Source organism: Thiomicrospira sp. S5, from assembly GCF_003991075.1.
Classification (GTDB): domain Bacteria; phylum Pseudomonadota; class Gammaproteobacteria; order Thiomicrospirales; family Thiomicrospiraceae; genus Hydrogenovibrio; species Hydrogenovibrio thermophilus.
Genome location: NZ_CP014470.1, coordinates 1,516,843 through 1,538,306 on the forward strand (window position 1 = coordinate 1,516,843; position 21,464 = coordinate 1,538,306).

The 21,464-nt window shown below is 50.7% G+C and carries 21 protein-coding genes; 16 read left to right on the top strand and 5 right to left on the bottom strand.

Annotation, left to right across the window (positions count from 1 at the left end; all coding sequences use genetic code 11):
- The first annotated feature begins 205 nt into the window (after window positions 1–205).
- From ycaO to AYJ59_RS06970, 7 genes are all read left to right on the top strand, one after another.
- Window positions 206–1,933, top strand: coding sequence for a 30S ribosomal protein S12 methylthiotransferase accessory factor YcaO (ycaO, locus tag AYJ59_RS06940; RefSeq protein ID WP_127119684.1), 1,728 nt, complete (start codon window positions 206–208; stop codon window positions 1,931–1,933).
- Window positions 1,934–2,101: 168 nt separating this feature from the next.
- Window positions 2,102–3,058: an acetyl-CoA carboxylase carboxyl transferase subunit alpha gene (accA, locus tag AYJ59_RS06945; protein WP_127119685.1), complete on the top strand. Its 957-nt coding sequence runs from the start codon at window positions 2,102–2,104 to the stop codon at window positions 3,056–3,058.
- A gap of 23 nt (window positions 3,059–3,081) precedes the next feature.
- Entirely contained in the window at window positions 3,082–4,356 is a 1,275-nt protein-coding gene (tilS, locus tag AYJ59_RS06950; protein ID WP_127119686.1) for a tRNA lysidine(34) synthetase TilS, read from the top strand.
- Window positions 4,357–4,490: 134 nt separating this feature from the next.
- Window positions 4,491–6,119: a CTP synthase gene (locus tag AYJ59_RS06955; protein WP_029938171.1), complete on the top strand. Its 1,629-nt coding sequence runs from the start codon at window positions 4,491–4,493 to the stop codon at window positions 6,117–6,119.
- A 16-nt stretch (window positions 6,120–6,135) separates the two neighbouring features.
- The gene (kdsA, locus tag AYJ59_RS06960; protein WP_127119687.1) at window positions 6,136–6,969 is read left to right on the top strand and encodes a 3-deoxy-8-phosphooctulonate synthase; all 834 of its coding nucleotides are present in this window, start codon (window positions 6,136–6,138) and stop codon (window positions 6,967–6,969) included.
- A 116-nt stretch (window positions 6,970–7,085) separates the two neighbouring features.
- Complete coding sequence (gene eno / locus AYJ59_RS06965) at window positions 7,086–8,366, top strand: phosphopyruvate hydratase (RefSeq protein WP_127119688.1); 1,281 nt, start codon at window positions 7,086–7,088, stop codon at window positions 8,364–8,366.
- A 12-nt stretch (window positions 8,367–8,378) separates the two neighbouring features.
- A complete protein-coding gene (locus tag AYJ59_RS06970) occupies window positions 8,379–8,735 on the top strand; it encodes an FtsB family cell division protein (protein ID WP_038151605.1) in 357 nt (118 codons plus the stop codon).
- A gap of 2 nt (window positions 8,736–8,737) precedes the next feature.
- Here AYJ59_RS06970 and AYJ59_RS06975 read toward each other — a convergent pair whose 3' ends face one another.
- Window positions 8,738–9,283: a Smr/MutS family protein gene (locus AYJ59_RS06975; RefSeq protein WP_127119689.1), complete on the bottom strand. Its 546-nt coding sequence runs from the start codon at window positions 9,281–9,283 to the stop codon at window positions 8,738–8,740.
- A 56-nt stretch (window positions 9,284–9,339) separates the two neighbouring features.
- Here AYJ59_RS06975 and surE point away from each other — a divergent pair, with 56 nt between their 5' ends.
- Genes surE through AYJ59_RS06995 form a run of 4 tightly spaced genes read left to right on the top strand, consistent with a single transcriptional unit; the run spans window position 9,340 to window position 12,102 of the window.
- Window positions 9,340–10,092, top strand: a complete 753-nt coding sequence (gene surE, locus AYJ59_RS06980; RefSeq protein WP_127119690.1) for a 5'/3'-nucleotidase SurE — start codon at window positions 9,340–9,342, stop codon at window positions 10,090–10,092.
- Window positions 10,089–10,790 (top strand): protein-L-isoaspartate(D-aspartate) O-methyltransferase, encoded by a 702-nt coding sequence (locus tag AYJ59_RS06985; protein ID WP_127119691.1) that lies wholly within the window; start codon window positions 10,089–10,091, stop codon window positions 10,788–10,790. The genes surE and AYJ59_RS06985 overlap by 4 nt, the downstream gene beginning before the upstream one ends.
- A gap of 22 nt (window positions 10,791–10,812) precedes the next feature.
- The gene (locus AYJ59_RS06990; protein WP_237260282.1) at window positions 10,813–11,385 is read left to right on the top strand and encodes a YqaA family protein; all 573 of its coding nucleotides are present in this window, start codon (window positions 10,813–10,815) and stop codon (window positions 11,383–11,385) included.
- Between the two features lie 15 nt (window positions 11,386–11,400).
- Window positions 11,401–12,102 (top strand): peptidoglycan DD-metalloendopeptidase family protein, encoded by a 702-nt coding sequence (locus AYJ59_RS06995; protein WP_127119692.1) that lies wholly within the window; start codon window positions 11,401–11,403, stop codon window positions 12,100–12,102.
- A gap of 42 nt (window positions 12,103–12,144) precedes the next feature.
- Here the strand turns inward: AYJ59_RS06995 and AYJ59_RS07000 are convergent, their stop codons facing one another.
- Window positions 12,145–12,528, bottom strand: a complete 384-nt coding sequence (locus AYJ59_RS07000) for an Mth938-like domain-containing protein (RefSeq protein ID WP_029938162.1) — start codon at window positions 12,526–12,528, stop codon at window positions 12,145–12,147.
- A 317-nt stretch (window positions 12,529–12,845) separates the two neighbouring features.
- Here AYJ59_RS07000 and alaC point away from each other — a divergent pair, with 317 nt between their 5' ends.
- The 4 genes from alaC to thrC all read left to right on the top strand — a co-directional run bounded on the left by alaC (window position 12,846) and on the right by thrC (window position 18,046).
- On the top strand, window positions 12,846–14,042 hold the full coding sequence (alaC, locus tag AYJ59_RS07005) for an alanine transaminase (protein WP_127119693.1): 1,197 nt from the start codon (window positions 12,846–12,848) through the stop codon (window positions 14,040–14,042).
- Window positions 14,043–14,055: 13 nt separating this feature from the next.
- Complete coding sequence (locus tag AYJ59_RS07010; RefSeq protein ID WP_127119694.1) at window positions 14,056–15,372, top strand: homoserine dehydrogenase; 1,317 nt, start codon at window positions 14,056–14,058, stop codon at window positions 15,370–15,372.
- Between the two features lie 70 nt (window positions 15,373–15,442).
- Entirely contained in the window at window positions 15,443–16,489 is a 1,047-nt protein-coding gene (locus AYJ59_RS07015; protein ID WP_237260283.1) for a hypothetical protein, read from the top strand.
- Between the two features lie 81 nt (window positions 16,490–16,570).
- A complete protein-coding gene (gene thrC, locus AYJ59_RS07020; RefSeq protein WP_127119696.1) occupies window positions 16,571–18,046 on the top strand; it encodes a threonine synthase in 1,476 nt (491 codons plus the stop codon).
- Window positions 18,047–18,134: 88 nt separating this feature from the next.
- On the opposite strand, the gene AYJ59_RS07025 is transcribed toward thrC, so the two are convergent.
- The gene (locus tag AYJ59_RS07025) at window positions 18,135–19,940 is read right to left on the bottom strand and encodes a single-stranded-DNA-specific exonuclease RecJ (protein WP_127119697.1); all 1,806 of its coding nucleotides are present in this window, start codon (window positions 19,938–19,940) and stop codon (window positions 18,135–18,137) included.
- A gap of 14 nt (window positions 19,941–19,954) precedes the next feature.
- Between AYJ59_RS07025 and AYJ59_RS07030 the strand changes: the two genes are divergently transcribed.
- Complete coding sequence (locus AYJ59_RS07030) at window positions 19,955–20,560, top strand: YqiA/YcfP family alpha/beta fold hydrolase (protein ID WP_127119698.1); 606 nt, start codon at window positions 19,955–19,957, stop codon at window positions 20,558–20,560.
- 44 nt (window positions 20,561–20,604) lie between these two features.
- Here AYJ59_RS07030 and AYJ59_RS07035 read toward each other — a convergent pair whose 3' ends face one another.
- Together AYJ59_RS07035 and AYJ59_RS07040 are read right to left on the bottom strand one after the other, a co-directional pair.
- Window positions 20,605–20,826 carry a hypothetical protein gene (locus AYJ59_RS07035; RefSeq protein WP_029938155.1) on the bottom strand — a complete coding sequence of 74 codons (222 nt, stop codon included), beginning with the start codon at window positions 20,824–20,826 and terminating at the stop codon, window positions 20,605–20,607.
- A gap of 56 nt (window positions 20,827–20,882) precedes the next feature.
- Window positions 20,883–21,464, bottom strand: a complete 582-nt coding sequence (locus AYJ59_RS07040) for a hypothetical protein (RefSeq protein WP_237260284.1) — start codon at window positions 21,462–21,464, stop codon at window positions 20,883–20,885.

Consider the following 21,464-nt stretch of genomic DNA (forward strand, 5'->3'; position numbering starts at 1 on the left):
ATATTAGATGAAATTTATATTAGAAAACGCTTATTTTTTTTATGGGGGATTTACGCTGAATTCGGCCAGGCCTGGTGGGTATTAAATAACTGAAAAGAAAAGGGCTTTTTTCAGCGACATCGATTAAAATGCGCGCCAAAGAACCGCGGCATCAAATAAGGAGCCGTGCAATGACAGATTCAATAACCTGACAAAGGAATGATGCATGGTTGAACAAACGTTTATCAAAGGCAAGGATGCCTGTCTGGAAGACTCCATTAGCCGGATGCAGGGGCTGTTGGCATCGGCCGGGTTCGACATTGAAGAAGCTTCTTGGTTGAACCCGGTGCCGAATGTCTATTCCGTGCACATCCGCGATAAGCAGTGTCCGGCCTTATTCACTAACGGCAAGGGTGCCAGCCGAAAAGCGACTTTGGCCAGCGCCTTGGGTGAGTTTTTCGAACGTCTGGAGACCAACTATTTTTTTTCCGATTTTTACCTGGATGAAACGCCCGATTGGCTGTACTTCCCGGACGAAAAAGTGGTGCCTTGCGAGGCGTTTAAATCGTTGCTGCCTGACGCGCTGTGGGCCGTTTACGACGCTGACGGAGATATGGAAGGCGAGGATTTATTGAGCTTGAACGACGCGACGGATGGTATTCGTTGCTTGCCGATGGTCGCCGCCGGTTCCGGTGAGACGGCTTATTTTCCGATGAATCTGTTCAGTAATCTGTATGCAAGCAACGGGTTGAGTGCGGGGAATACGCCGAAAGAGGCGTTGGTGCAAGGGTTGTCGGAAGTGTTCGAACGTTGGGTGAAACGTCGTATTTTGACTGAAAACCTCTGTTTGCCGGAAGTGCCGGAGTCGGTGGTGACGCAATATCCGAATGTGATTCGGGCTCGTGACGCGCTACGCGAGCAGGGTATTGAGGTGTCGATTCGCGATGCGTCATTGGGTGGGCACTTCCCGGTGATGAACGTGACTTTGTTTGAACAGAAAACCGGGCGTTGTTTTGCTTCTTTTGGTGCGCACCCAATCTTTGAAGTGGCGCTGGAACGCACCTTGACCGAATCGCTTCAAGGCCGCAGCCTGGATTTGCTCGACGGCTTCCAATTGCCGGTGTTTGACGAAGCGTTGGTGGCGGACGACGAAAACATTGAAAACCACTTTATTGACTCCAGTGGCTTGATTCACGCACGTTTTATTTCCCATCAATACGACTTCGAATTCGTTGCCTGGGATTTTGAAGGCGACACGCAATCTCAATTCGATGACTTAGTGGCCAAAGTCCATCAACAGGGCGCGGAAGTTTATTATGCTGAATATTCGCACTTTGGTGTGCCAGCCTGCCGTATTGTGGTGCCGGGCATGTCGGAAGTGTTTCCATTACATGAGTTGTTGGACAACAATCAAAACCGCGGACGCGCTTTGCGGGATGAGTTGGAAGCCTTGGCCCAGTCCGATGAAGCGGATCGGTTTGAAACCGCTTTTGATGCCATCGAATCACTCGGTTTTTCCGAACATCAGGGCGTGGCCAATTTGATCGGGTTACTGCCGGATGCGGATTCGTATTGGAAAAAATTGAAAATCGTTGAATTGCAGATGTGGTTGGCGCTGGCCAATCGTGAGTATGAAACCGCCTACGATTTATTGCAGGCCAGTCTGTACTTTGTCGATGATGCCGAGATGTTTACTTTTTACAAAGCGCTTGGGTTTGCATTGGAAATCTTGATGCTGGGCGACTTGGCGGCCTATCCTTTGCCGGTTCAGCAACAGTTGTTTGGCAAAGCCGTGGTGGAACGTGTTTGGCGAAATATTAACGGGGAAGAATTCTTTGGTGGGTTGCCGATGGGAATGGCGGCCTTTGAATGCAGTCGCAGTCATCAAAATTTACTGTTGGTGTACCAACGCGTTCGAGCGGTTAAGGCCGAAGCCTGGAAGCTGGCCGATTAATGGCGTTGAAGTTTTTTCAACCCTTGTCGGGGTTTTAAATCAACACAAAAAGTCGGAATTTGGTAAAATGTCGACCAGATTTTATGAACCGAATTTATACGCAGAATACGCAAAGGCCCGAAGCCAAATGGGACCTGTGCTTGCTTGAGATTGAAATAGGAAGCCTCAATGAAACTGGATTTTTTAGATTTTGAACAACCGATTGCGGAATTGGAAGCCAAGATCGACGAGTTGCGTCATTTGGACGGGCAGGACATGGATTTATTGAAAGAAGTGTCGGCGTTGGAAGAGAAGAGTAAAAACCTGACGCAATCCATCTTCAGTCGTTTGTCGGATGTTCAGGTCGCTCAAGTGGCGCGTCACCCGCAGCGTCCGTATATGCTGGATTACCTGAAAGAAATCTTTACCGACTTTAAAGAAATGCACGGCGACCGTGCGTTTGCCGATGATGCGGCGATTGTCGGTGGTCTGGCGCGTATCGACGGCCAGCCGGTGATGGTCATCGGACAGGAAAAAGGGCGTGACACCAAAGAGAAAATCCGCCGTAATTTTGGTATGCCACGTCCGGAAGGTTACCGTAAAGCGTTGCGTCTGATGAAAACGGCCGAGCGTTTCAATTTGCCGATTTTAACCTTTATCGACACGCCGGGCGCTTATCCGGGCATCAACGCCGAAGAACGCGGTCAATCCGAAGCCATTGCCCGTAACTTGATTGAAATGTCCGAGTTGACGGTACCGGTGATTTGTACGGTCATCGGTGAAGGCGGCTCCGGCGGCGCCTTAGCCATCGGTGTTGGTGATGTGACCATGATGATGCAATACAGCACCTACTCGGTGATTTCGCCGGAGGGTTGTGCGTCTATTTTATGGAAAGATGCCGCCAATGCCGCCGATGCCGCGTCGGCACTCGGCATTACTGCGCCAAGATTGAAAGAGCTAGGTTTGATTGACATCATTATCGATGAGCCATTGGGTGGCGCGCACCGTAACCCGAAAGCGGCAGCCTCCGTACTGAAGCAGGCTCTGTTGAGTCAAATGGAAACCTTGTCGAAACAGCCGGTGGATGCTTTGTTGGAAAACCGTTACCAGCGCTATATGCAATACGGTAACTTCGACGTGGCGTAATCGCCGTTTCGAATAGGAATAGCATGTCTTTTTCAAAGGTTGAGTCGGCGGTTTCGGCGCTGGCTGACCTTTATCCCTCCGAATATTCTTTTCTGGTGGCCTTCAGTGGCGGGCTTGACTCCACGGTTTTGCTGGATGCGCTATCGAAACGTTTCCCGGCCGAGCGTTTACGGGCGGTTTATGTTCATCATGGATTGCAGTCCGAAGCGGATGATTGGGAAGCCTTTACCCGGGCTTTTTGTAGCGCTCGGCATATTTCATATCAATCCGTTTCGGTGGCGGTACCGGATGCTGCGCGCCAAGGCGTGGAGTCTGTGGCTCGGCAAGTGCGCTATGAAGCGCTTTATGCACAGCTGGATGATAAAACGGTTTTGTTGACCGCGCATCATCAACGTGATCAGGCAGAAACTTTTTTATTAGGCGCTTTGCGCGGTGCTGGAGTCGCCGGTTTGGCGGCCATGCCGTTTGAAAAGACGGTTTCTCATGGCCGCAAAACCCTTTCACATTGTCGACCGCTATTGCAGGTGCCGTACCAGGCTTTAAAAGCCTATGCGGAGTATTACCAACTGAGTTGGGTGGAAGACCCATCCAATCAGGATGTGACCTTGAAGCGCAATTTCATCCGTCATGCGTTATTGCCGAAAATCCACCAGGCCTGGCCGAATCCGGAACAATCGTTGTCGCAGAGTGCGGAGCGAGTGTCCGAAAGTTTGCGGTTGTTGGATGATTTAGCGGAAATGGATTTGCAAAATTGTACCGCGAATCACTATCAGTTGGCGTTAGGGCCCCTCGTCAGTTTGGGGATGTCGCGCGTGAAAAACGCCTTGCGTTATTGGGCCAAAACGCAGGCATCGCAGGTAACGCTTAATGCCAAAGTATACGATTGGCTGGAAACCAGTTTGCAAAATACTAACCCGCAGGCGCACCCCAAGCTGAAACAGGCGCAATGCGACTTTTATGTTTACCGACAAACCCTGTATGCGTTGCCGGAAACGTTGCCGGTCGATTATCGTGTCGCTTGGTCGGCGTTTGAACCGGCGCAATGGTATTTTTCCGAGCCGTTCGATAAGCGGTTGGAAATCGACCAGGCCTGGCCGAAACCGGAGTTCTCGGACTGGGTGGTGCGAGCCATGACCGATTTGGAAGCTGAAGCGCTTGGCCCGAAAACACAATTAAAAAAGTGGTTTCAAACGCGTGGTGTCCCCTCGTGGGATCGTAACCGTTGGCCGGTTTTGGAAATCGACGGCAAAGCGGTGGCGATTCTAGGCGGTTATACGAATTTTTCCGGCCGGGATTGATGCAATCAAAGATTGCTCAAGCCTTGGGGTTACGGTATAATTAGCTTCCATTCTGATTACCCAATTCCGGTGGGTGCTTTATTCCAAACAAAGCTCTCAATTTGCTGAATTAAAGTCTAAACTAAAGTGATTTCATGACAAAGTTTATATTCGTTACTGGCGGTGTTGTTTCTTCCTTAGGAAAAGGGATTGCCGCTGCCTCCCTCGGGTCGCTTCTGGAAGCCAGAGGCCTCAAAGTCAGTATGTTAAAGATGGATCCGTATATCAACGTCGATCCAGGCACCATGAGTCCGTTCCAACATGGCGAAGTGTTCGTTACCGACGATGGCGCGGAAACCGACTTGGATTTGGGGCATTACGAGCGCTTTGTACAACGTAACTTCACCAAGCGAAACAGCTTCTCCACCGGTCAGGTGTATGAAAAGGTGATTCGCAATGAACGTCGCGGTGATTATTTGGGTGGCACCGTTCAGGTGATTCCGCACATTACCGATGAAATCAAACATCGCATCAAGTTGGCCGCCGCCGGTGCGGATGTCGCCTTGGTGGAAGTCGGCGGCACCGTGGGTGATATCGAATCCTTGCCGTTCTTGGAAGCCATCCGTCAGTTGGGCGTGGAAGTCGGTCGTGAACGCGCCATGTTCATGCATCTGACCTTGTTGCCATACATCGCGGTGGCCGGTGAAGTGAAAACTAAACCCACCCAGCACTCGGTCAAAGAATTACGTTCCATCGGGATTCAACCGGATATTTTGATCTGTCGTTCCGAGCGCCCGTTGGAAGAATCGGAAAAACGCAAAATCGCGCTGTTCACCAATGTGGAAGAACAAGCGGTTATCAATTCGCTGGATGCGCGTACCATTTATGAAGTACCAAGAATGTTGCATGAGCAAGGCTTGGATGAGCTGGTCACCAACCGCTTCCGTTTGAATGTTCCGGTCGCGGATTTGTCCGACTGGGATAAAGTGGTTGACGCGCAATTGAACCCGAAAAAATCGGTGGACATTGCCATGGTCGGAAAATACGTCGATTTAACCGAAGCCTACAAGTCGTTGATTGAAGCGTTAGTGCACGGTGGCATTCAGACGTTGACGCAAGTGAATATTCACTACATTGACTCAGAAGACATCGAAAAATCCGGCACCGGCGTGATTGAAGAAATGGATGCGATTCTGGTGCCGGGCGGTTTCGGCGAACGCGGTGTGGAAGGGAAAATCCAAGCCATCCGCTATGCACGTGAAAACAAAGTGCCGTATTTGGGGATTTGCCTGGGCATGCAAATGGCGGTGGTCGAATATGCTCGCCACGTCGCCGGCTTGACCAATGCACACAGTACCGAGCTGGACCCGAAAACACCGACACCGGTGGTGGCTTTGATCACCGAATGGACCGATGAAGACGGTAAAGTCATTGAACGTGATGAAACCGTTGATTTGGGTGGTACCATGCGTTTGGGCGGCCAAGGCTGTCTGCTGGCGAAAGGCAGTAAAATGCAACAGATTTACGGCCAGGAATTGATTCGCGAGCGTCATCGCCACCGTTACGAAGTGAATGACGGTTACATCGCCAGATTGGAAGCGGCCGGCTTGAAAATTTCCGGGCGTTCCGAAGACGGAAACCTGGTCGAAACCATTGAAATCGAAGATCATCCTTGGTTTGTGGCCTGTCAGTTCCACCCGGAATTTACCTCCACGCCACGAAACGGTCATCCGCTGTTTAAAGCATTTGTGGAAGCGGCGAACGAATACAAAGAAAATTCTTAATTAAGAAGGCATTGAAATGAATTTATGCGGTTTTAACGTTGGTATCGACCAACCTTTATTTTTAATTGCCGGTCCGTGTGTGATCGAATCTGAACAATTGGCGATTGATACGGCGGGGCAACTGAAAGAGTTGACCGATTCGTTGGGCATTCCGTTTATTTTCAAATCGTCTTATGATAAAGCGAATCGTTCGTCCACCAAAAGCTTCCGTGGCTTGGGGATTGAAGAAGGATTGCGCATCTTGCAGAAAGTGAAAGACGAAGTCGGTGTGTCGGTTTTGACGGATGTTCATGAAGACACCCCTTTGGATGAAGTGGCGTCGGTGGTGGATGTGATGCAAACGCCGGCCTTCTTGGTGCGCCAGACCAATTTTATTCAAAACGTCTGTCGCCAAGGCCTGCCGGTCAATATCAAAAAAGGACAGTTCCAGGCGCCGTGGGATATGGATCAAGTGGTATTGAAGGCCCGTGAAGTCGGAAACGATCAGATCATGGTCTGTGATCGCGGCACCTCATTTGGTTACAACACTTTGATTTCCGATATGCGTGGGTTGGCATCCATGCGCCAAACCGGTTGCCCGGTGGTGTTTGACGCGACGCATTCCGTACAACAACCGGGTGGGCAAGGCACCACTTCCGGTGGACAGCGTGAAATGGTTCCGGTTTTGGCACGTGCCGCGGTGGCGGCTGGCGTGTCCGGCGTCTTTATGGAAACCCATCCGGATCCTGCTAATGCCTTATCGGACGGCCCGAATATGTGGCCGCTGGGGAACTTGAAGCCTTTATTGGAAACCTTGAAAGCGGTTGACGATGTGGTCAAGGACAAAGGCTTTATTGAAAACCTGTCATAAGGACGGCTTTAAGAGCCGATAAAACCGAATTTGTCATCCGTTTGCCATATTCTGACTTTAGAATGGAGCGGATGAAACGAAGAAACTGAGTAAAAAAAGAAAATAGGAAAAGGCATATGTCATTGATTAAAGATATCAAAGCTCGTCAAGTCATCGACTCACGTGGTAACCCTACGGTGGAAGCCGATGTCATCTTGGAAGACGGCTCAAAAGGTCGTGGTATTTCTCCGTCTGGCGCGTCAACGGGTTCTCGTGAAGCCATTGAGTTGCGTGACGGTGATGCGTCAAAATTCGGCGGTAAAGGCGTTTTGAAAGCGGTTAATAATATTAACACCGAAATCAAAGCCTGCCTGCTAGGCAAAGACGCAACCGACCAAGCGGCGATTGACAATGCAATGATCGAGTTGGACGGAACCGACAATAAGGCCCGTTTGGGGGCTAATGCGATTTTGGCGGTTTCGATTGCGGTGGCGCAAGCGGCGGCAAAATCCAAGGGCTTGCCATTGTATGCTTACTTGAAAACCGACGATTACAAAATGCCGGTTCCGATGATGAACATTATCAACGGTGGGGAGCATGCCGATAACTCGGTGGATTTCCAGGAGTTCATGATTATGCCGGTTGGTGCGCCATCCATGTCCGAAGCCATTCGTTACGGTGCGGAGATTTTCCATGCGTTGAAAAAAGTATTGCATGACAAAGGTTACAACACCGCCGTCGGTGATGAAGGTGGTTTTGCACCGGATCTGAAATCCAACGAAGAAGCGATTCAGGTGATTTTGGAAGCGATCGAAAAAGCCGGTTACAAAGCGGGTGAAGACATTATGATCGCGATGGACGCGGCCTCTTCCGAATTGTACAAAGACGGCCAATATTACCTGGCTTCGGAAAACAAAACCCTGTCTTCCAATGAAATGGTTGATTTGTTGTCCGGTTGGGTCAGCAAGTATCCGATTATTTCGATTGAAGACGGTTTGGACGAGTCCGACTGGGACGGTTTCAAATATCAAACGGAAAAAGACGGTCAGCGTTTGCAGATCGTGGGCGACGACTTGTTCGTGACCAATCCTAAGATTTTGAAAGAAGGAATCGAAAAAGGCATCGCCAACTCGATTTTGATCAAGATTAACCAAATCGGTACGCTAACGGAAACTTTCCAAGCGATTCAAATGGCCAAAGACGCCGGTTACACGGCCGTGGTGTCTCACCGTTCCGGTGAAACCGAAGATACGGTCATTGCCGATATCGCTGTGGCGACCGGTTCGGGGCAAATCAAAACCGGTTCCATGTCCAGAACGGATCGTATCGCCAAGTACAACCAATTGATTCGTATTGAGGAAGAATTGGGCGACGCGGCCGTTTACCCTGGAAAAGACGCGTTTTATAACCTGAAATAATCCGGGTTAATCTTGAAAATCATCTACATTGCACTCGCAATTGTTATTTTGATTCTACAGGTTCGCTTACTGTCATCGGACGGTGGCGTGGGCGAACTGTTATCCCTTCAAAAAAATCTCGATGAACTGCACTCTAAAATCGATGTGTTGGAACAAAACAACGCCTTGCTTCGTAAAGAGGTGAAGGATTTGCAATCCAGTACGCAAGCGATTGAAACCATTGCCCGACAAAAACTGGGCATGATTGGTGAGGATGAGGCTTTCATTAAGATTATCGAGTTACCGAAATCACAACCAAAAGCGGTTGAAAAACAAACCGATATGGAAAGTAACGAGGCTACTGAAACGCCTTCGAATTCTTTGCCGTAAGGCTAACGCTGGTTTTTCAAAAACACGTAAACGGCCCCAGTGCCACCGTCTTTGGGTTGCGCGCTGCAAAAACCGAGCAAGTCGGGAATTTGCGGTAAACGGTAGTTCACCAAGTTTTTGAGGACGGGGTAATCGGATTCCGAGTGATAGCCTTTACCGTGCACGATAATCAGATAGCGGGCTTGGCTTTGCAGTGCTTCGTGAATGAAGTGCTCCAGGGCCTTTTCGGCTTCCAACTCGGTATGGCCGTGTAAGTCCAGACAGAACCGTGTTTTGAAGTCGCCTTTTCGTAGTCGCTTGAAATCCTGAGCCGAGCAGTTTGGATGCTGGTACTCGATGTATTCAAAGGCGGATACGCGAGACGGCCAGGCCTGGTCGTTTCCTTGAAATAATTGACCGGGTTCAGGTGAAGTCGAACGGCGTTTGTGACGTAGGGGCGGCTGCGATTTCGGCGCAACCGTTGCGACGGTTTTACGCGAATTCAGTTTTTGCGTGCCTTGAACGGCTTCCGCAAACAGGGATTTATCTTCATCTGAAATGTGAGACATACTATAATGACATGGTCTAAAGGACAGCTGTTATTTTACCCTAGTCAAGGCAGGTTATGAAAATCTTGTTATCCAACGATGACGGCTATGACGCTCCAGGCATTCGAGCGTTGTGGCAGTGTATGCATCGTCTGAATGTACACTCCGATATTCGGCTTATTGCGCCGGACCGAAACCGCAGTGCGGCCAGTAACTCTCTGACTTTGATGGAACCGCTTCGAATTACCCGGCATGAAGATGCCATTTACAGTGTGAACGGCACGCCGACCGATTGTGTGCATTTGGGCATCAATGGTGCCCTGGACTTTCAACCCGAAATGGTGATTTCCGGTATTAATGCCGGCGCCAATATGGGGGACGATGTCCTTTATTCCGGTACGGTCGCCGCGGCCACGGAAGGCCGTTTTTTAGGTAAACCGTCCATTGCGGTGTCTTTGTGTGGGGATCGCCATTTTGAGACCGCCGCTGAGGTGGTGACACGCCTGTTCAAAGATTTTCAAAAATTGCCGTTGGATAAATCCACTATTCTCAATATCAATGTCCCGGATATCCCGGTTGAAGAATTGAACGGCATTCAAATTACACGACAGGGTAAGCGCCATTGTTCGGAGCAGGTGGTGCGTACCAAAGACCCGCGTGGTAAGCCCATTTACTGGGTCGGCCCGGCCGGTGAGGCGGAGGATGCTTCCGAGGGAACGGATTTCCATGCGGTCGAAAATGGTTATGCGTCGGTCACGCCGTTGAAAATCGACTTAACCCATTATGAAATGCAAGCACTGCTAAAAGGCTGGTTTGAAGAGAATCCATGAAAAGTCTGTTAAACCAGCCGATTGAATACCCAAATGAAGCTTATTCTGGCGCTCAGGGGGTTGGCATGACATCACAACGCACTCGTAACCGTTTGGTAGAACGCTTGATGGCTTTAGGTATTACAGATGAAGCGGTTTTGAACGCCATTCGAGTGACGCCCAGACATTTATTCATCGATGAAGCCATGGCTTCGCGGGCCTATGAAGACACGGCCTTGCCGATTGGTCACGGCCAGACCATTTCTCAGCCTTGGGTGGTGGCGAAAATGACGTCCTGGTTGCTGGCGGACGGACCTTTGCATAAAGTGTTGGATGTCGGGACCGGTTCAGGCTATCAGGCCGCGATATTGGCTTTGCTGGTGGACGAAGTGTACAGTGTGGAGCGGATTGAACCGTTATTGCTCCGCGCGCAACAGGTACTGAAGCAGTTAAGGTTAAACAATGTCCACGCCAATGTGGCAGATGGTTTTTGGGGGATTCCTTCTGAAGCACCGTTTGACGGTATTGTGTGTGCGGCGTCACCGGAGTCGGTGCCGCAGGAGCTGTTGGATCAGCTGAGAGTCGGCGGCCGTTTGGTGATGCCAATCGGCGGGACTGAGCAGGGGTTGTTCGGCTTTGTCAAAACCGAAACCGGTTACACCGAAGACTATTTGGGGCCGGTAATGTTCGTTCCGATGCTGTCAGGCATCGAAACATAATATGTCATGAAAAGGAAAAAAATTGTTCCGCCGATTGTACGATAAGACCCTGCAGTGGTCGAAACACCCTAAAGCCCCGTGGTACCTAAGCGGGATGAGTTTTGCCGAAGCCTCTTTTTTCCCGATTCCGCCGGATGTGATGTTGATGCCGATGAGTTTGTCTCAGCCGAATCGCGCCTATTTTTTTGCTTGGATCACGACCGTTACCTCGCTGCTGGGCGGACTGCTGGGGTACGCCATCGGTTATTGGATGCTGGAAGCCATTTGGCCGCTGTTAGAATCGGTGAACTACGTTGATAAATATCGAACCATCGAAGGTTTTTTCGATGAATACGGTGTGTGGATTGTTTTCTTGGCCGGGTTCAGTCCGATTCCCTATAAGCTCTTTACCATTTCCGCCGGAGCCACTAATATGGCGTTATTGCCGTTTATTCTGGCCTCGTTCATCGGCCGCGGCGCACGGTTCTTTTTGGTGGCTGCGCTGATGAAGGTCGGCGGTGAGCGATATGAATCCAAGATTCGTCAATACATCGATTGGATCGGTTATGGTTTAATCCTATTGGTGGTCGTTTATCTTTTAATCAAACAGTTGTAAGGTTTTTATCCCGTCATGAAGCAGGCACTCATCGGATTATTGCTGATAGAAGTGGTATGGCTGATTACAGGCTGTGCACCGGCAAGATACCGTGGTGAAGCCGGGAGTCGGGCCTATTTCGATGATCTGTCCGGTTGCGGTTCGGTGTATGTGGTGCGGAGCGGCGATACCTTGAGTGAAATCGCCGCTCGTTGCGATGTTGATATGATGGCGCTGGCGGATAAAAACCATTTGGCACCGCCTTATACCTTGTATGTCAAACAGGAATTGACCATTCCAAGCGGTTCATCAAGCCGGAGCACGGTTTCCCACCGTTCTGCAAAAACACAACCTTCCTCCAGTGCCTATAAGAAAGCGAATTTCAGTTGGCCGGTCAAAAAGAAACTCAAATACGAATACGTGAAGGATGCATCCGGTTTGAACAGCTTGCGTATTTATGGTGGTATCGGCGATGGAGTGTATGCGGTGGCGGCCGGTAAGGTCGTGTATGCCGGTAACGGAATTCGTCAGTACGGCAATATGGTCGTCATTAAACACGATACCGAGCATTTAACCGTTTACGCCCATAATGATTCCTTGCAGGTTAAGGAAGGGCAGCGGGTGAAGAAAGGTCAGCTCATCGCGACCTTAGGGCAAACCGGTAGTGTGAAAAAGCCGGAGTTGTACGTCGAAGCCCGTTATCGTGGCCGGAAGATCGACATTAAAAAACTATTTTAAGTGCAGGATTTTAAATCGTTTTTTGAACGGTTGCGACGGCCATTAATCGGCTGCAGGTTCCATAATCAGTGCCAGTGCCACTTCACGGTCTTCGGTTGTTAAGACATTATAGGTTCGGCAGGCCGCGGCGTTATCCATCACTTCCAGGCCAATACCATTTTGGGTACAGAACGCGAACAGTTTCGGCGCCGGAAATGTCTGACGTTCGCCGGTGCCCAGGATAATGACTTCCGGCCGCAATGAAAAGACTTCTTGCAGGTGGTCTTCGCTGAGTTCATCCAGCGTGCGGCAGGACCAGTCGGTCACCAATTCATGCTGATTCAAAAAACAGCTGCCGTGGACATCGGTTTCATTGATTTTGACCAGGCCTGGTTGATATTTTTTGACTGAAAGAATGTTGGAATCTCGGTGTTCGGTAAATTTCATAGTCAGGCTCCTTCAGTCGGTTTTTTACCACGAATTATACCCACATTTCAATTGACGAAAAAAAATGTTTCTGTATCATAAACAGACTAAATCTCATTACACTTTCTGCTTATAGGAGCCGCAAAGTCCGCACAGTGAAATTGTGAGTGCGCGCTTTGATGTTTCGAGGTTTCAAAACCGTCTGTTTTGTCTGATACATCCTGAAAACACGGATACAAGCAACGATTGTCGTTGTTCTAGACAAGGAGAATCTCGTTTCTGAAAAAACCGAAGGCAAGGCCCCGTTTGGCAGAACCAATTTAAAGGTTAAACACTCCGTGACTGGCGACTTTCAAAGAATCAAACGACTTCCTCCTTATGTATTCAATATCGTCGGAGAGCTAAAGGCCGAAGCCCGACGCCGCGGTGAAGACATCATCGATTTCGGGATGGGGAATCCGGACCAGGACACCCCGAAACACATCGTCGACAAACTGATTGAGGTGGTGCAACGCGAAGGCACCCATCGCTATTCTGTTTCTCAAGGCATTCCCCGTTTACGTAAAGCCATCTGTAACTGGTATAAGACCAAGTTCGATGTTGATTTGGATATGGACACCGAAGCGGTCGTTACCATCGGTTCCAAAGAGGGCTTGGCGCACTTGGCGTTAGCGACGGTCGATAAAGGTGATACGGTACTGGTGCCGAATCCGGCTTATCCAATCCACCCTTACGGCTTTGTGATTGCCGGTGCCGATATTCGTCATGTGCGCATGACGCCGGATGTCGACTTCTTCGAAGAGTTGGAAAAAGCCATTAAGGAATCCTGGCCGACACCGAAAATGCTGGTGCTGAACTTCCCGGGGAATCCGACTACGCAAACGGTGGACTTGGAATTCTTTGAAAAAGTCGTGGCCATCGCCAAAGAACACGATATTTGGGTCATTCACGATTTGGCGTATGCCGACATCGTATTCGATGGCTATCAATCACCGTCCATTCTGCAAGTGGAAGGAGCGAAGGACATTGCGGTCGAATTCTATACCTTATCGAAAAGTTATAACATGCCGGGCTGGCGTGTCGGCTTTATGGTCGGTAACCCAACCTTGGTGCATGCACTCAAGCGCATGAAATCCTACCTGGACTATGGTACCTTTACGCCGATTCAGGTTGCGGCTATCGCGGCCTTGGAAGGGCCGCAGGATTGCGTGCAGGAAATCTGCGACATGTATCGTTCGCGCCGTGATGTATTGTGTCAGGGCTTGAACAGCATCGGCTGGGAAGTGGAACCACCGAAAGCGACCATGTTCGTCTGGGCCCCGATTCCGGAAGCTTACCGTGAAATGGGCTCGTTGGAGTTTTCCAAAAAATTGTTGACCGACGCGAAAGTGGCGGTCTCGCCGGGGATTGGCTTCGGCGATTATGGTGACGATCATGTCCGTTTCGGCTTGATTGAGAATGAACATCGTACCCGTCAGGCGATTCGTGGCATTCGGGACATGTTCCGAAAAGACGGATTGATCAACGTAAAATAAGTGTGGAGTGAGTGTGAAGCAAGTTAAGTTAGGTTTGTTGGGATTCGGTACCGTCGGCGGTGGTACGGCCACCATTTTGAAAAACACCCTGTCTGAAATCGAACGCCGATTGGGCGGGGATGTTTCCATTCAAATCATTCACATTGCCGTGCGTGATTTGAACCGAAAACGTGCCGTCGAGGTCGACGGAGCCATTATGACCGACCAGCCGCTGGACGTGGTCAATAATCCGGATGTCGATATGGTCGTCGAGCTGATGGGCGGAACGACCCTGGCGAAAACTTGCATTGAAACCGCAATCGAAAACGGCAAATCCGTTGTGACCGCCAATAAGGCGTTGATTGCCGAACATGGCAACGAATTGTTTGAGTTGGCTGCGAAAAAAGGTGTTTCCATCGCTTATGAGGCGGCTGTGGCCGGCGGTATCCCGATTATTAAGGCCTTGCGTGAAGGCTTGGCCGGAAACCAAATTGAATGGGTCGCCGGCATCATTAACGGCACTGGCAACTACATTTTGACCGAAATGAAAAAGCCCGGTGCGGACTTTGCCAAGGTTTTGAAAACGGCTCAGGAATTGGGTTATGCCGAAGCCGACCCGACGTTTGACGTGGAAGGCATTGATGCGGCGCACAAATTGACCATTCTGGCCTCTATTGCGTTCGGTATCGAGTTGCAGTTCGAGCGCGTTTATACCGAAGGCATCAGCCAAATCACCGCGGAAGATATTCGTTTTGCCGACCAACTAGGGTATGAAATTAAACACTTGGGCATTGCCAACCGCGCCGAGGACGGCTTTTCGCTGCGCGTTCACCCAACCTTAGTGCCAAAGTCCGTTTTGTTGGCGCAGGTGAACGGAGTGATGAATGCGGTGATGGTCAACGGCGACCACGTCGGGCCAACCATGTATTATGGGCCGGGTGCCGGTGCCGGGCCAACCGCTAGCGCGGTGGTGGCCGACATTATCGATTTGATTCGTGCCGAGCATCAGCCACAGGCGGATCGCGTTCCAGGCTTGGGCTTCGCGTTGAATCAACTGGAGTCGGCGCCGGTATTGCCAATCAGCGAGATCAATTCAGCGTATTACTTGCGATGTTTCGCGAAAGACAACGCAGGCGTGTTAGCCGAATTAAGCGCGACGCTGGCCGAACATCACATCAATATCGAATTATTGCACCAGGAACCATCGTCTCAAAATCCGGACGATGCCACCGTGGTCATTATCACCAACCAAGTCAAAGAATCCGATGTCGATCAGGCGATTCAAACTTTGGAAGCCATGGATGCCATTGATGGCAAAATCATGCGCATTCGAGTCGGCGCACTGGATTAAATTCTTTGAACCGGCCAAGATGGCCGGTTTGGGTTTTCGAACTTCTATCTCATCGTAAAGGATGTCCGTTATGGCCTCTCAAGCAAAATCGGTGACGCTTTGGCTGCCGGAGTTGCTGGTGCCGTTATCGTCGTCGGACCTTCCGGAAACCGATGTTAAGGCCTTGCATGTGCCGGCTCTGCGTACGCTCTTGTCGCGCGCGGATGCCTTTCCCGCCAAGACGCAAACCTTTCATGAAACCGCCAGCTATTTGTTCCATCAAACGCAAACCTTACCGGTGGCCTCGGTTATGGCGTCGGTGCAACTGCCGGACTACGATGCGGATGCTTTCTGGTTGCGTGCCGAACCCTGTCAGGTGATTCCCGACCGCGATACCCTGGTGATGATTCCTCCGGGTGATTTGGCCGTGACGGAAACCGAATCCAAAGCCCTGCTGGAAGCGTTTAATGCCCACTTTGCCGAAGATGGCGTACAGTTGGAGTATGCCGGTGCGACCGACTGGTATTTACGCATCGCGCAACCGGTCGATTTACAGTCGACGCCTTTGTCTCGCGCGGCGTATCAAAACATCAATCCGCATTATCCGAAAGGCAATGCCGCCGGTTACTGGCACCAGTTGATGAATGAGACGCAAATGCTGTTTTTCACCCATCCGGTGAACGAAGCCCGTCGCGAGCGTGGCTGGCCGGAAATCAACAGCTTATGGTTTTGGGGGGAAGGCCGTTTGGCAGTCGATCAGGTCGAGTTCCGGCCACAGGCGAAAATCTGGTCCCAAGATGCGTATCTGCAAGGCTTGGCAAACTTGGCGCAAGCGGGCTACAGCCCACAACCGAAAAACTACCAGGCCTGGTCGGAATCCGCATTGTCGACAAAAGGAGGGTTTGCCCATCATCTGCTGCATTTGACGATGCCGACGGCAGGGCAACAGACCCAAACTGAATGGCTGGCCGGCTTGCAAACGCTGGAAAAGACCTGGTTTGAACCGTTATTGCTGGCTGTAAAAAATCAAGACATCGATTCATTGTTCATCGATGTCGGGTTGCCGAAACGCTATCATTTGAAACCAAAACACCTGCGTCGGTTCTGGCGCCGTAAGAAATCGCTTGCACGGCTATAAGCGTCGCATAATCGGGATTTCGCCCCCGATTTTTTGTATAATCTGCCGTTATTTACGAACTGATATTCAATTGGAATCTGTATGAAATTTATCGAAACCCGCGGTAACGACGGTCAAAGACCCGAATCGATCACGTTCTCTCAAGCGATCTTAAGCCCGATGTCTTCCTTCGGCGGCATTTATTCGCCGGAAAGTCTGCCGCACTTTGGTTTGGATTTTTTGCAGCAACATGCGAACTCCGATTATAAAACCCTGGCCAAAGCGGTTTTGGCGATGTTTGAAGTGGATATCGCTGAAAGCGTGATTGACGAAGCGCTGTCGTTGTACGATGCGTTCGATGAGCCAAAAAACCCGGTTCCGGTGGTGAAGGTGTATGACGATCTGTATGTCAGTGAGCTGTATCACGGGCCAACGCGTGCCTTTAAGGACATGGCGCTGCAACCGTTCGGTAAAGTGCTGTCGTCGGTCGCGCAAGCCAATGGCGATAAATATCTGATTCTGGCTGCCACCAGCGGCGATACCGGCCCGGCGGCCCTGGAAACCTTCAAGAACCGTGACAATGTGCAAGTGGCGTGTTTGTATCCGGACGGCGGTACCTCGGACGTGCAACGCTTACAAATGGTGACCGAAGATGCGGCGAACTTGAAAGTCATCGGTATTCACGGTGATTTTGACGATGCTCAGACGGCTTTGAAAACTCTGCTGGTATCGGATACTTTCCGCGATAAGCTGAACGAAAACCACATTTCCTTGTCTGCGGCCAACTCGGTGAACTTCGGGCGCATTATTTTCCAGACCATTTACCACATCCATAGTTATTTGGAATTGGTGCGTCAAAACGCCATCGAATTAGGTGATTTGGTGTATCTGAATGTGCCGAGCGGTAATTTCGGAAATGCGTTGGGCGGTTATTACGCTTATAAGATGGGCTTGCCGGTCAAACAGATTCACATCGCTTCCAACCAGAATAATGTGTTGACCAAATTCATTAAAACCGGTGAGTACGACTTACGAGACGCTTCGGTGATTCCAACGACTTCTCCGGCGATGGATATTCTCAAGTCGTCCAACATCGAGCGCATCCTCTTCGACTTGTTCGGCGCGGAACGCACTAAAGAACTGATGTTGAAGTTGGATAACGACAAATACTATGCGTTGACCGCCGACGAGTTGAAGCAGGTTCAAGCGATTTTCGCCGCCGACTTCTGCTCCGATCAGGAAGGGAAGGACTACATTCGAGCGGCGTTTGAAGCCGGGTATTTGATGTGTCCGCATACCGCGACCTGTTTCAAGGCTTACGACACCTGCCGTGACGATACGTCCATCAAAACCATCGCTTATTCGACGGCGGAATGGACCAAATTCTCGCCGGTGATTGCCGATGCGTTGACGGGCGAGTCGTTCGAGCATGATAAGGACGCTTTGGAGATGATTTCCCTGAAAGCCAAGGTCAAAATTCCAGAGCAGATTGCAGCATTGTTCGATAAAGAGGTTGCTCAGAAGACCGTTATCGACAAAGAGCAGATCGAACAGGAAATTCTCAGTTTCTTGGGGTAGAGTGCGTTGAATCGACGGCGTTCCAAAGTTGGGCGCCTTTATGATAAAACCGACCAGGCCTGGTCGGTTTTTTTTATGTCTCCAAGATTTAGGCTGGTTGTAGGGTGACGATTTTCAACTGTAAGTTGGTACGACCGTAGAAGGTATTTAAGCTCGGCTGATAAACGCAACGGACATGTTCATGGCCGAAAAAACGATCCGGCGCGTCGGCCGAGGGCTTGGCATTGAACTGAATGCCGGATAATACCTGACCGTTTTGTGTTTGCAGTTTGACCGATAAATGGGTTTTGGTCTGGCCGACATGGCGCGCTTCCAATAATCGAAATTCACCGTAAAACAATGGCTTGGGCCATTCTCTGCCATAGGGTTCGAGCTGATTTAATTCCTGAATCAAGGCGGGCGTGAGTTGCCAGTCTTCCAGGCATCCGTCGGTTTCAATGATGGGTACGGGCACTTCGTCGTTGAGTTGTTGGCGGACGGCTTCTTCAAACAGGTCGGCAAACACGTCGAATTTTTCAATCGGAATCATGCAACCTGCCGCGCCTTTGTGGCCCCCCATTGACTGGAAAAGCCCGTCATGGGTATCCGCCATCCATTGAAAGGCTTCGCGCAAATCGATATTGGACACGATGCCACGGCCACTGCCGGCGAGATTACCGTCCTGCAGGTCGGTCATCGCAATGGTCGGTACACCGTATTCCTCACCGATTCGGGAGGCGATAATTCCTTGAATGCCGGCATTGCCTTGCATTTGGATACACAGGGTGAACTTACGATCGTGGTACAGTTGTTTGGCCTGTTCACGTGCTTGAGCCAACATGGCTTCCTGTTGCTGACGTCGGTCCAGGTTGTCTTGGTCGAGTTGTTCCAGATGACGGGCGGCTTCCGGTAAATTCGCGGCATTTAAAAACTTGAACGCGGTGGTCACATCACTGACCCGGCTGGCGGCATTGATTCGGGTTGCGACCTGAAAGCCGAGGTACTCGGCATTCAGTGGCTGGCCTTGATTGTCGTTCATTTGATGCAGGGCTTGCCAGGTCGGGTGTTGCAATTGATTGATGACACTCAGGCCGGACTGGACAATGGCCCGGTTGTTCAGGCTTTTCAAACTGACGCTGTCGGCTACGGTGCCCAATGCGATATTCGGCGCCAAGGCCTTTAAGCTGGGGCTGTCTTTAGGTAAGCGTCCGCGCCGGATCAACTCGCTTCGGGTTTGTCCCATCACCAGAAAAATCACGAAACAACCGGCCACGGTTTTGTCGTAACCGCAACCGTCTTGTTGCGGGTTCACCGTGCAGACGGCACTGGCAGGGGCGCCGGCCACGGTCATCTGGTGGTGGTCGGTGACGCAGACCGGAATACCGGCATCGGCCAATTGGCGGATACGTGGTTCGTCGCTGGAACCTTGATCGGCGGAAATGACCAAATCGATGGGTTTTTGAATGGCGAGAATCCGTTGGACGACGTCATCGGTAATGCCATAGCCTTCGGTGCGTTCACCGATGATGTGTTCGATGCGCTGCGGTGCCACACCGAAAAAATCGATGAGCGCGCGCGTCGCGACCCAGGCCGAAGTCACGCCGTCCGTGTCGTAATCGGTGGCGAGAACGATTTTGCCGTCGGATTCGATGGCGTCGGCAATCAAGCGCGCGGCCCGGTCGGCGTTTTTCAGTTCATTAGGGTGTTGCAGGTGTTGCAGTTTGGGGAAAACGATTTTCTGCACCGCGTCCGCCATGTTATCATCGGTCAAATCGGACGGAGCCAAGCGGTTGGCGACCAGTTTGGATTGCAGTGGCGTCAAGCCCAGCGAAAGGGCGGCTTGAAGGACATCCGGATGTGGTGAGCGCTCAATGATTTGCGGTTGTTTCGGGTGCGTTTGATTCGTTTCTGACATAAAGAGATTTTAGCATGATTCTGTATTTACATGGTTTTTTAAGCTCGGGGAACAGTCATAAAGGCCAATGGGTCAAACGGGCATTTGAAGCCGAAGGCGTCGAGGTGTTGACGCCAACTTATCCGATCGTGTCGCCGCAAGCGTCGGTGGTGGCGATTGATTCCGTGGTGCAGCATTCGATTTTGAACAGCCAGAATGTGAAAAACGGCCAGGCCTGGTGTGTTTTCGGATCGTCGATGGGTGGTTTCTATGGCCGTTACATCGCTCAGCGTTACGGCGTGCCGGTTGGCATGATTAACCCGGCGTTGACCCCCAAACCGATTTTAAGCGCTTACTTGGGGGAACACGACAACCCGGCCACGGGCGAGCATTTTTGTTTGGATGAGGGGTATCTCACGGCCCTGGAACCTTATCATACCCATGTTGATGTCAATCAGCCGTCGCTGCTGCTATTGGATAAAGACGATGAGGTGATTCCGTATCAATGGGCGTATGAAGCCTATCATGGTACGGGCGAGGTGTGTGTGTTCGACGGCGGGAATCATGCCTTTCAGCATCTCGACCAGGCCTGGCCGAAAATGAAACAGTTTGTGGAACAGTATGTGACTCGAAAGGGGTGAGTGAAGCGCTTCTAGGTGGTTGGGTTTTAGGCGGTTCCGGGCGATTAAGCCATAATATCGATAATGGTGCCCAGCATGTCGTTGCCGGTTTTCAAGGCTTTGGCCGAACTTTGGACCTGTGTTTCGGATTGCTTTAAATCCACCAACGATTCGTTTTTACTGGGGTTGTTCATATCCGCCAGTTTCGCGCTGGTATTGTCCAGTTGGTTGAAACCGTTTTGAATGCCTTGGTAGGCGTATGCATTGGCGGAAGTGGAAATGTCCATGAGAAACTCCTGAAAAAAGCGTCGCCAAAAATCAGCGAACCGGTTTCATCTTAATCCTATTTACCTTTTTCCGCAACAAAATAGGGATCGCGATTCATCACGGTATAACGAATAAAGACATTACCGTAGCGTTCACTGCCTTCACGGTCAACTTCCACCTTCATTTGATCGTTTTGCCAGATGTAGGCGGTGTAATCGGGTGAGCCGCCCCAGCCTTTACGAATAATGCGCGTTGGTTGACCGATTTGTTCAACGATGGTTCGCGCCACCGCTTTGGTGCTGATCGGCGTCAGACGATTGTCAAATTCAATCGATTGCGGGCGAAACAGCCGGTAAGCGGAAGTGGTTTTACCAGCATTGTCGTAGCGGAATTCTACATAGTAACTGTCACGCATTCGTGACCAGGTGAAGAATTTATCCAGGTTACGCTGGCGTTTGGTGGAGTCGGCTTGTTTGAAACCGCCGATGTCCCAAAGCTGTTTGCGCACGCTGTCCAAGTCGCTGTCGGTCACCGTGAGTCCCAGCAAGGTGATTTGGTCTATCGGTTTGGGGCGTTCGTCCGCCGCCCACCCAAGGCAGGGAGAAAGAGCAAAGGCCGTCAAAATGGACAGTTTGAAAAAATCACGCATCATAATCAT

What these genes read in the sequence shown, in the direction of transcription:
- ycaO (WP_127119684.1), top strand. Translation starts at nt 206, where the DNA reads ATGGTTGAACAAACGTTTATCAAAGGCAAGGATGCCTGTCTGGAAGAC.
- AYJ59_RS06985 (WP_127119691.1), top strand. Translation starts at nt 10,089, where the DNA reads ATGAAAAGTCTGTTAAACCAGCCGATTGAATACCCAAATGAAGCTTAT.
- AYJ59_RS06955 (WP_029938171.1), top strand. Translation starts at nt 4,491, where the DNA reads ATGACAAAGTTTATATTCGTTACTGGCGGTGTTGTTTCTTCCTTAGGA.
- eno (WP_127119688.1), top strand. Translation starts at nt 7,086, where the DNA reads ATGTCATTGATTAAAGATATCAAAGCTCGTCAAGTCATCGACTCACGT.
- AYJ59_RS06995 (WP_127119692.1), top strand. Translation starts at nt 11,401, where the DNA reads ATGAAGCAGGCACTCATCGGATTATTGCTGATAGAAGTGGTATGGCTG.
- kdsA (WP_127119687.1), top strand. Translation starts at nt 6,136, where the DNA reads ATGAATTTATGCGGTTTTAACGTTGGTATCGACCAACCTTTATTTTTA.
- AYJ59_RS07015 (WP_237260283.1), top strand. Translation starts at nt 15,443, where the DNA reads ATGGCCTCTCAAGCAAAATCGGTGACGCTTTGGCTGCCGGAGTTGCTG.
- AYJ59_RS07040 (WP_237260284.1), bottom strand. Translation starts at nt 21,464, where the DNA reads ATGATTATGATGCGTGATTTTTTCAAACTGTCCATTTTGACGGCCTTT.
- surE (WP_127119690.1), top strand. Translation starts at nt 9,340, where the DNA reads ATGAAAATCTTGTTATCCAACGATGACGGCTATGACGCTCCAGGCATT.
- AYJ59_RS07030 (WP_127119698.1), top strand. Translation starts at nt 19,955, where the DNA reads ATGATTCTGTATTTACATGGTTTTTTAAGCTCGGGGAACAGTCATAAA.
- accA (WP_127119685.1), top strand. Translation starts at nt 2,102, where the DNA reads ATGAAACTGGATTTTTTAGATTTTGAACAACCGATTGCGGAATTGGAA.
- AYJ59_RS06975 (WP_127119689.1), bottom strand. Translation starts at nt 9,283, where the DNA reads ATGTCTCACATTTCAGATGAAGATAAATCCCTGTTTGCGGAAGCCGTT.
- AYJ59_RS07000 (WP_029938162.1), bottom strand. Translation starts at nt 12,528, where the DNA reads ATGAAATTTACCGAACACCGAGATTCCAACATTCTTTCAGTCAAAAAA.
- AYJ59_RS07025 (WP_127119697.1), bottom strand. Translation starts at nt 19,940, where the DNA reads ATGTCAGAAACGAATCAAACGCACCCGAAACAACCGCAAATCATTGAG.
- tilS (WP_127119686.1), top strand. Translation starts at nt 3,082, where the DNA reads ATGTCTTTTTCAAAGGTTGAGTCGGCGGTTTCGGCGCTGGCTGACCTT.
- thrC (WP_127119696.1), top strand. Translation starts at nt 16,571, where the DNA reads ATGAAATTTATCGAAACCCGCGGTAACGACGGTCAAAGACCCGAATCG.
- AYJ59_RS07035 (WP_029938155.1), bottom strand. Translation starts at nt 20,826, where the DNA reads ATGGACATTTCCACTTCCGCCAATGCATACGCCTACCAAGGCATTCAA.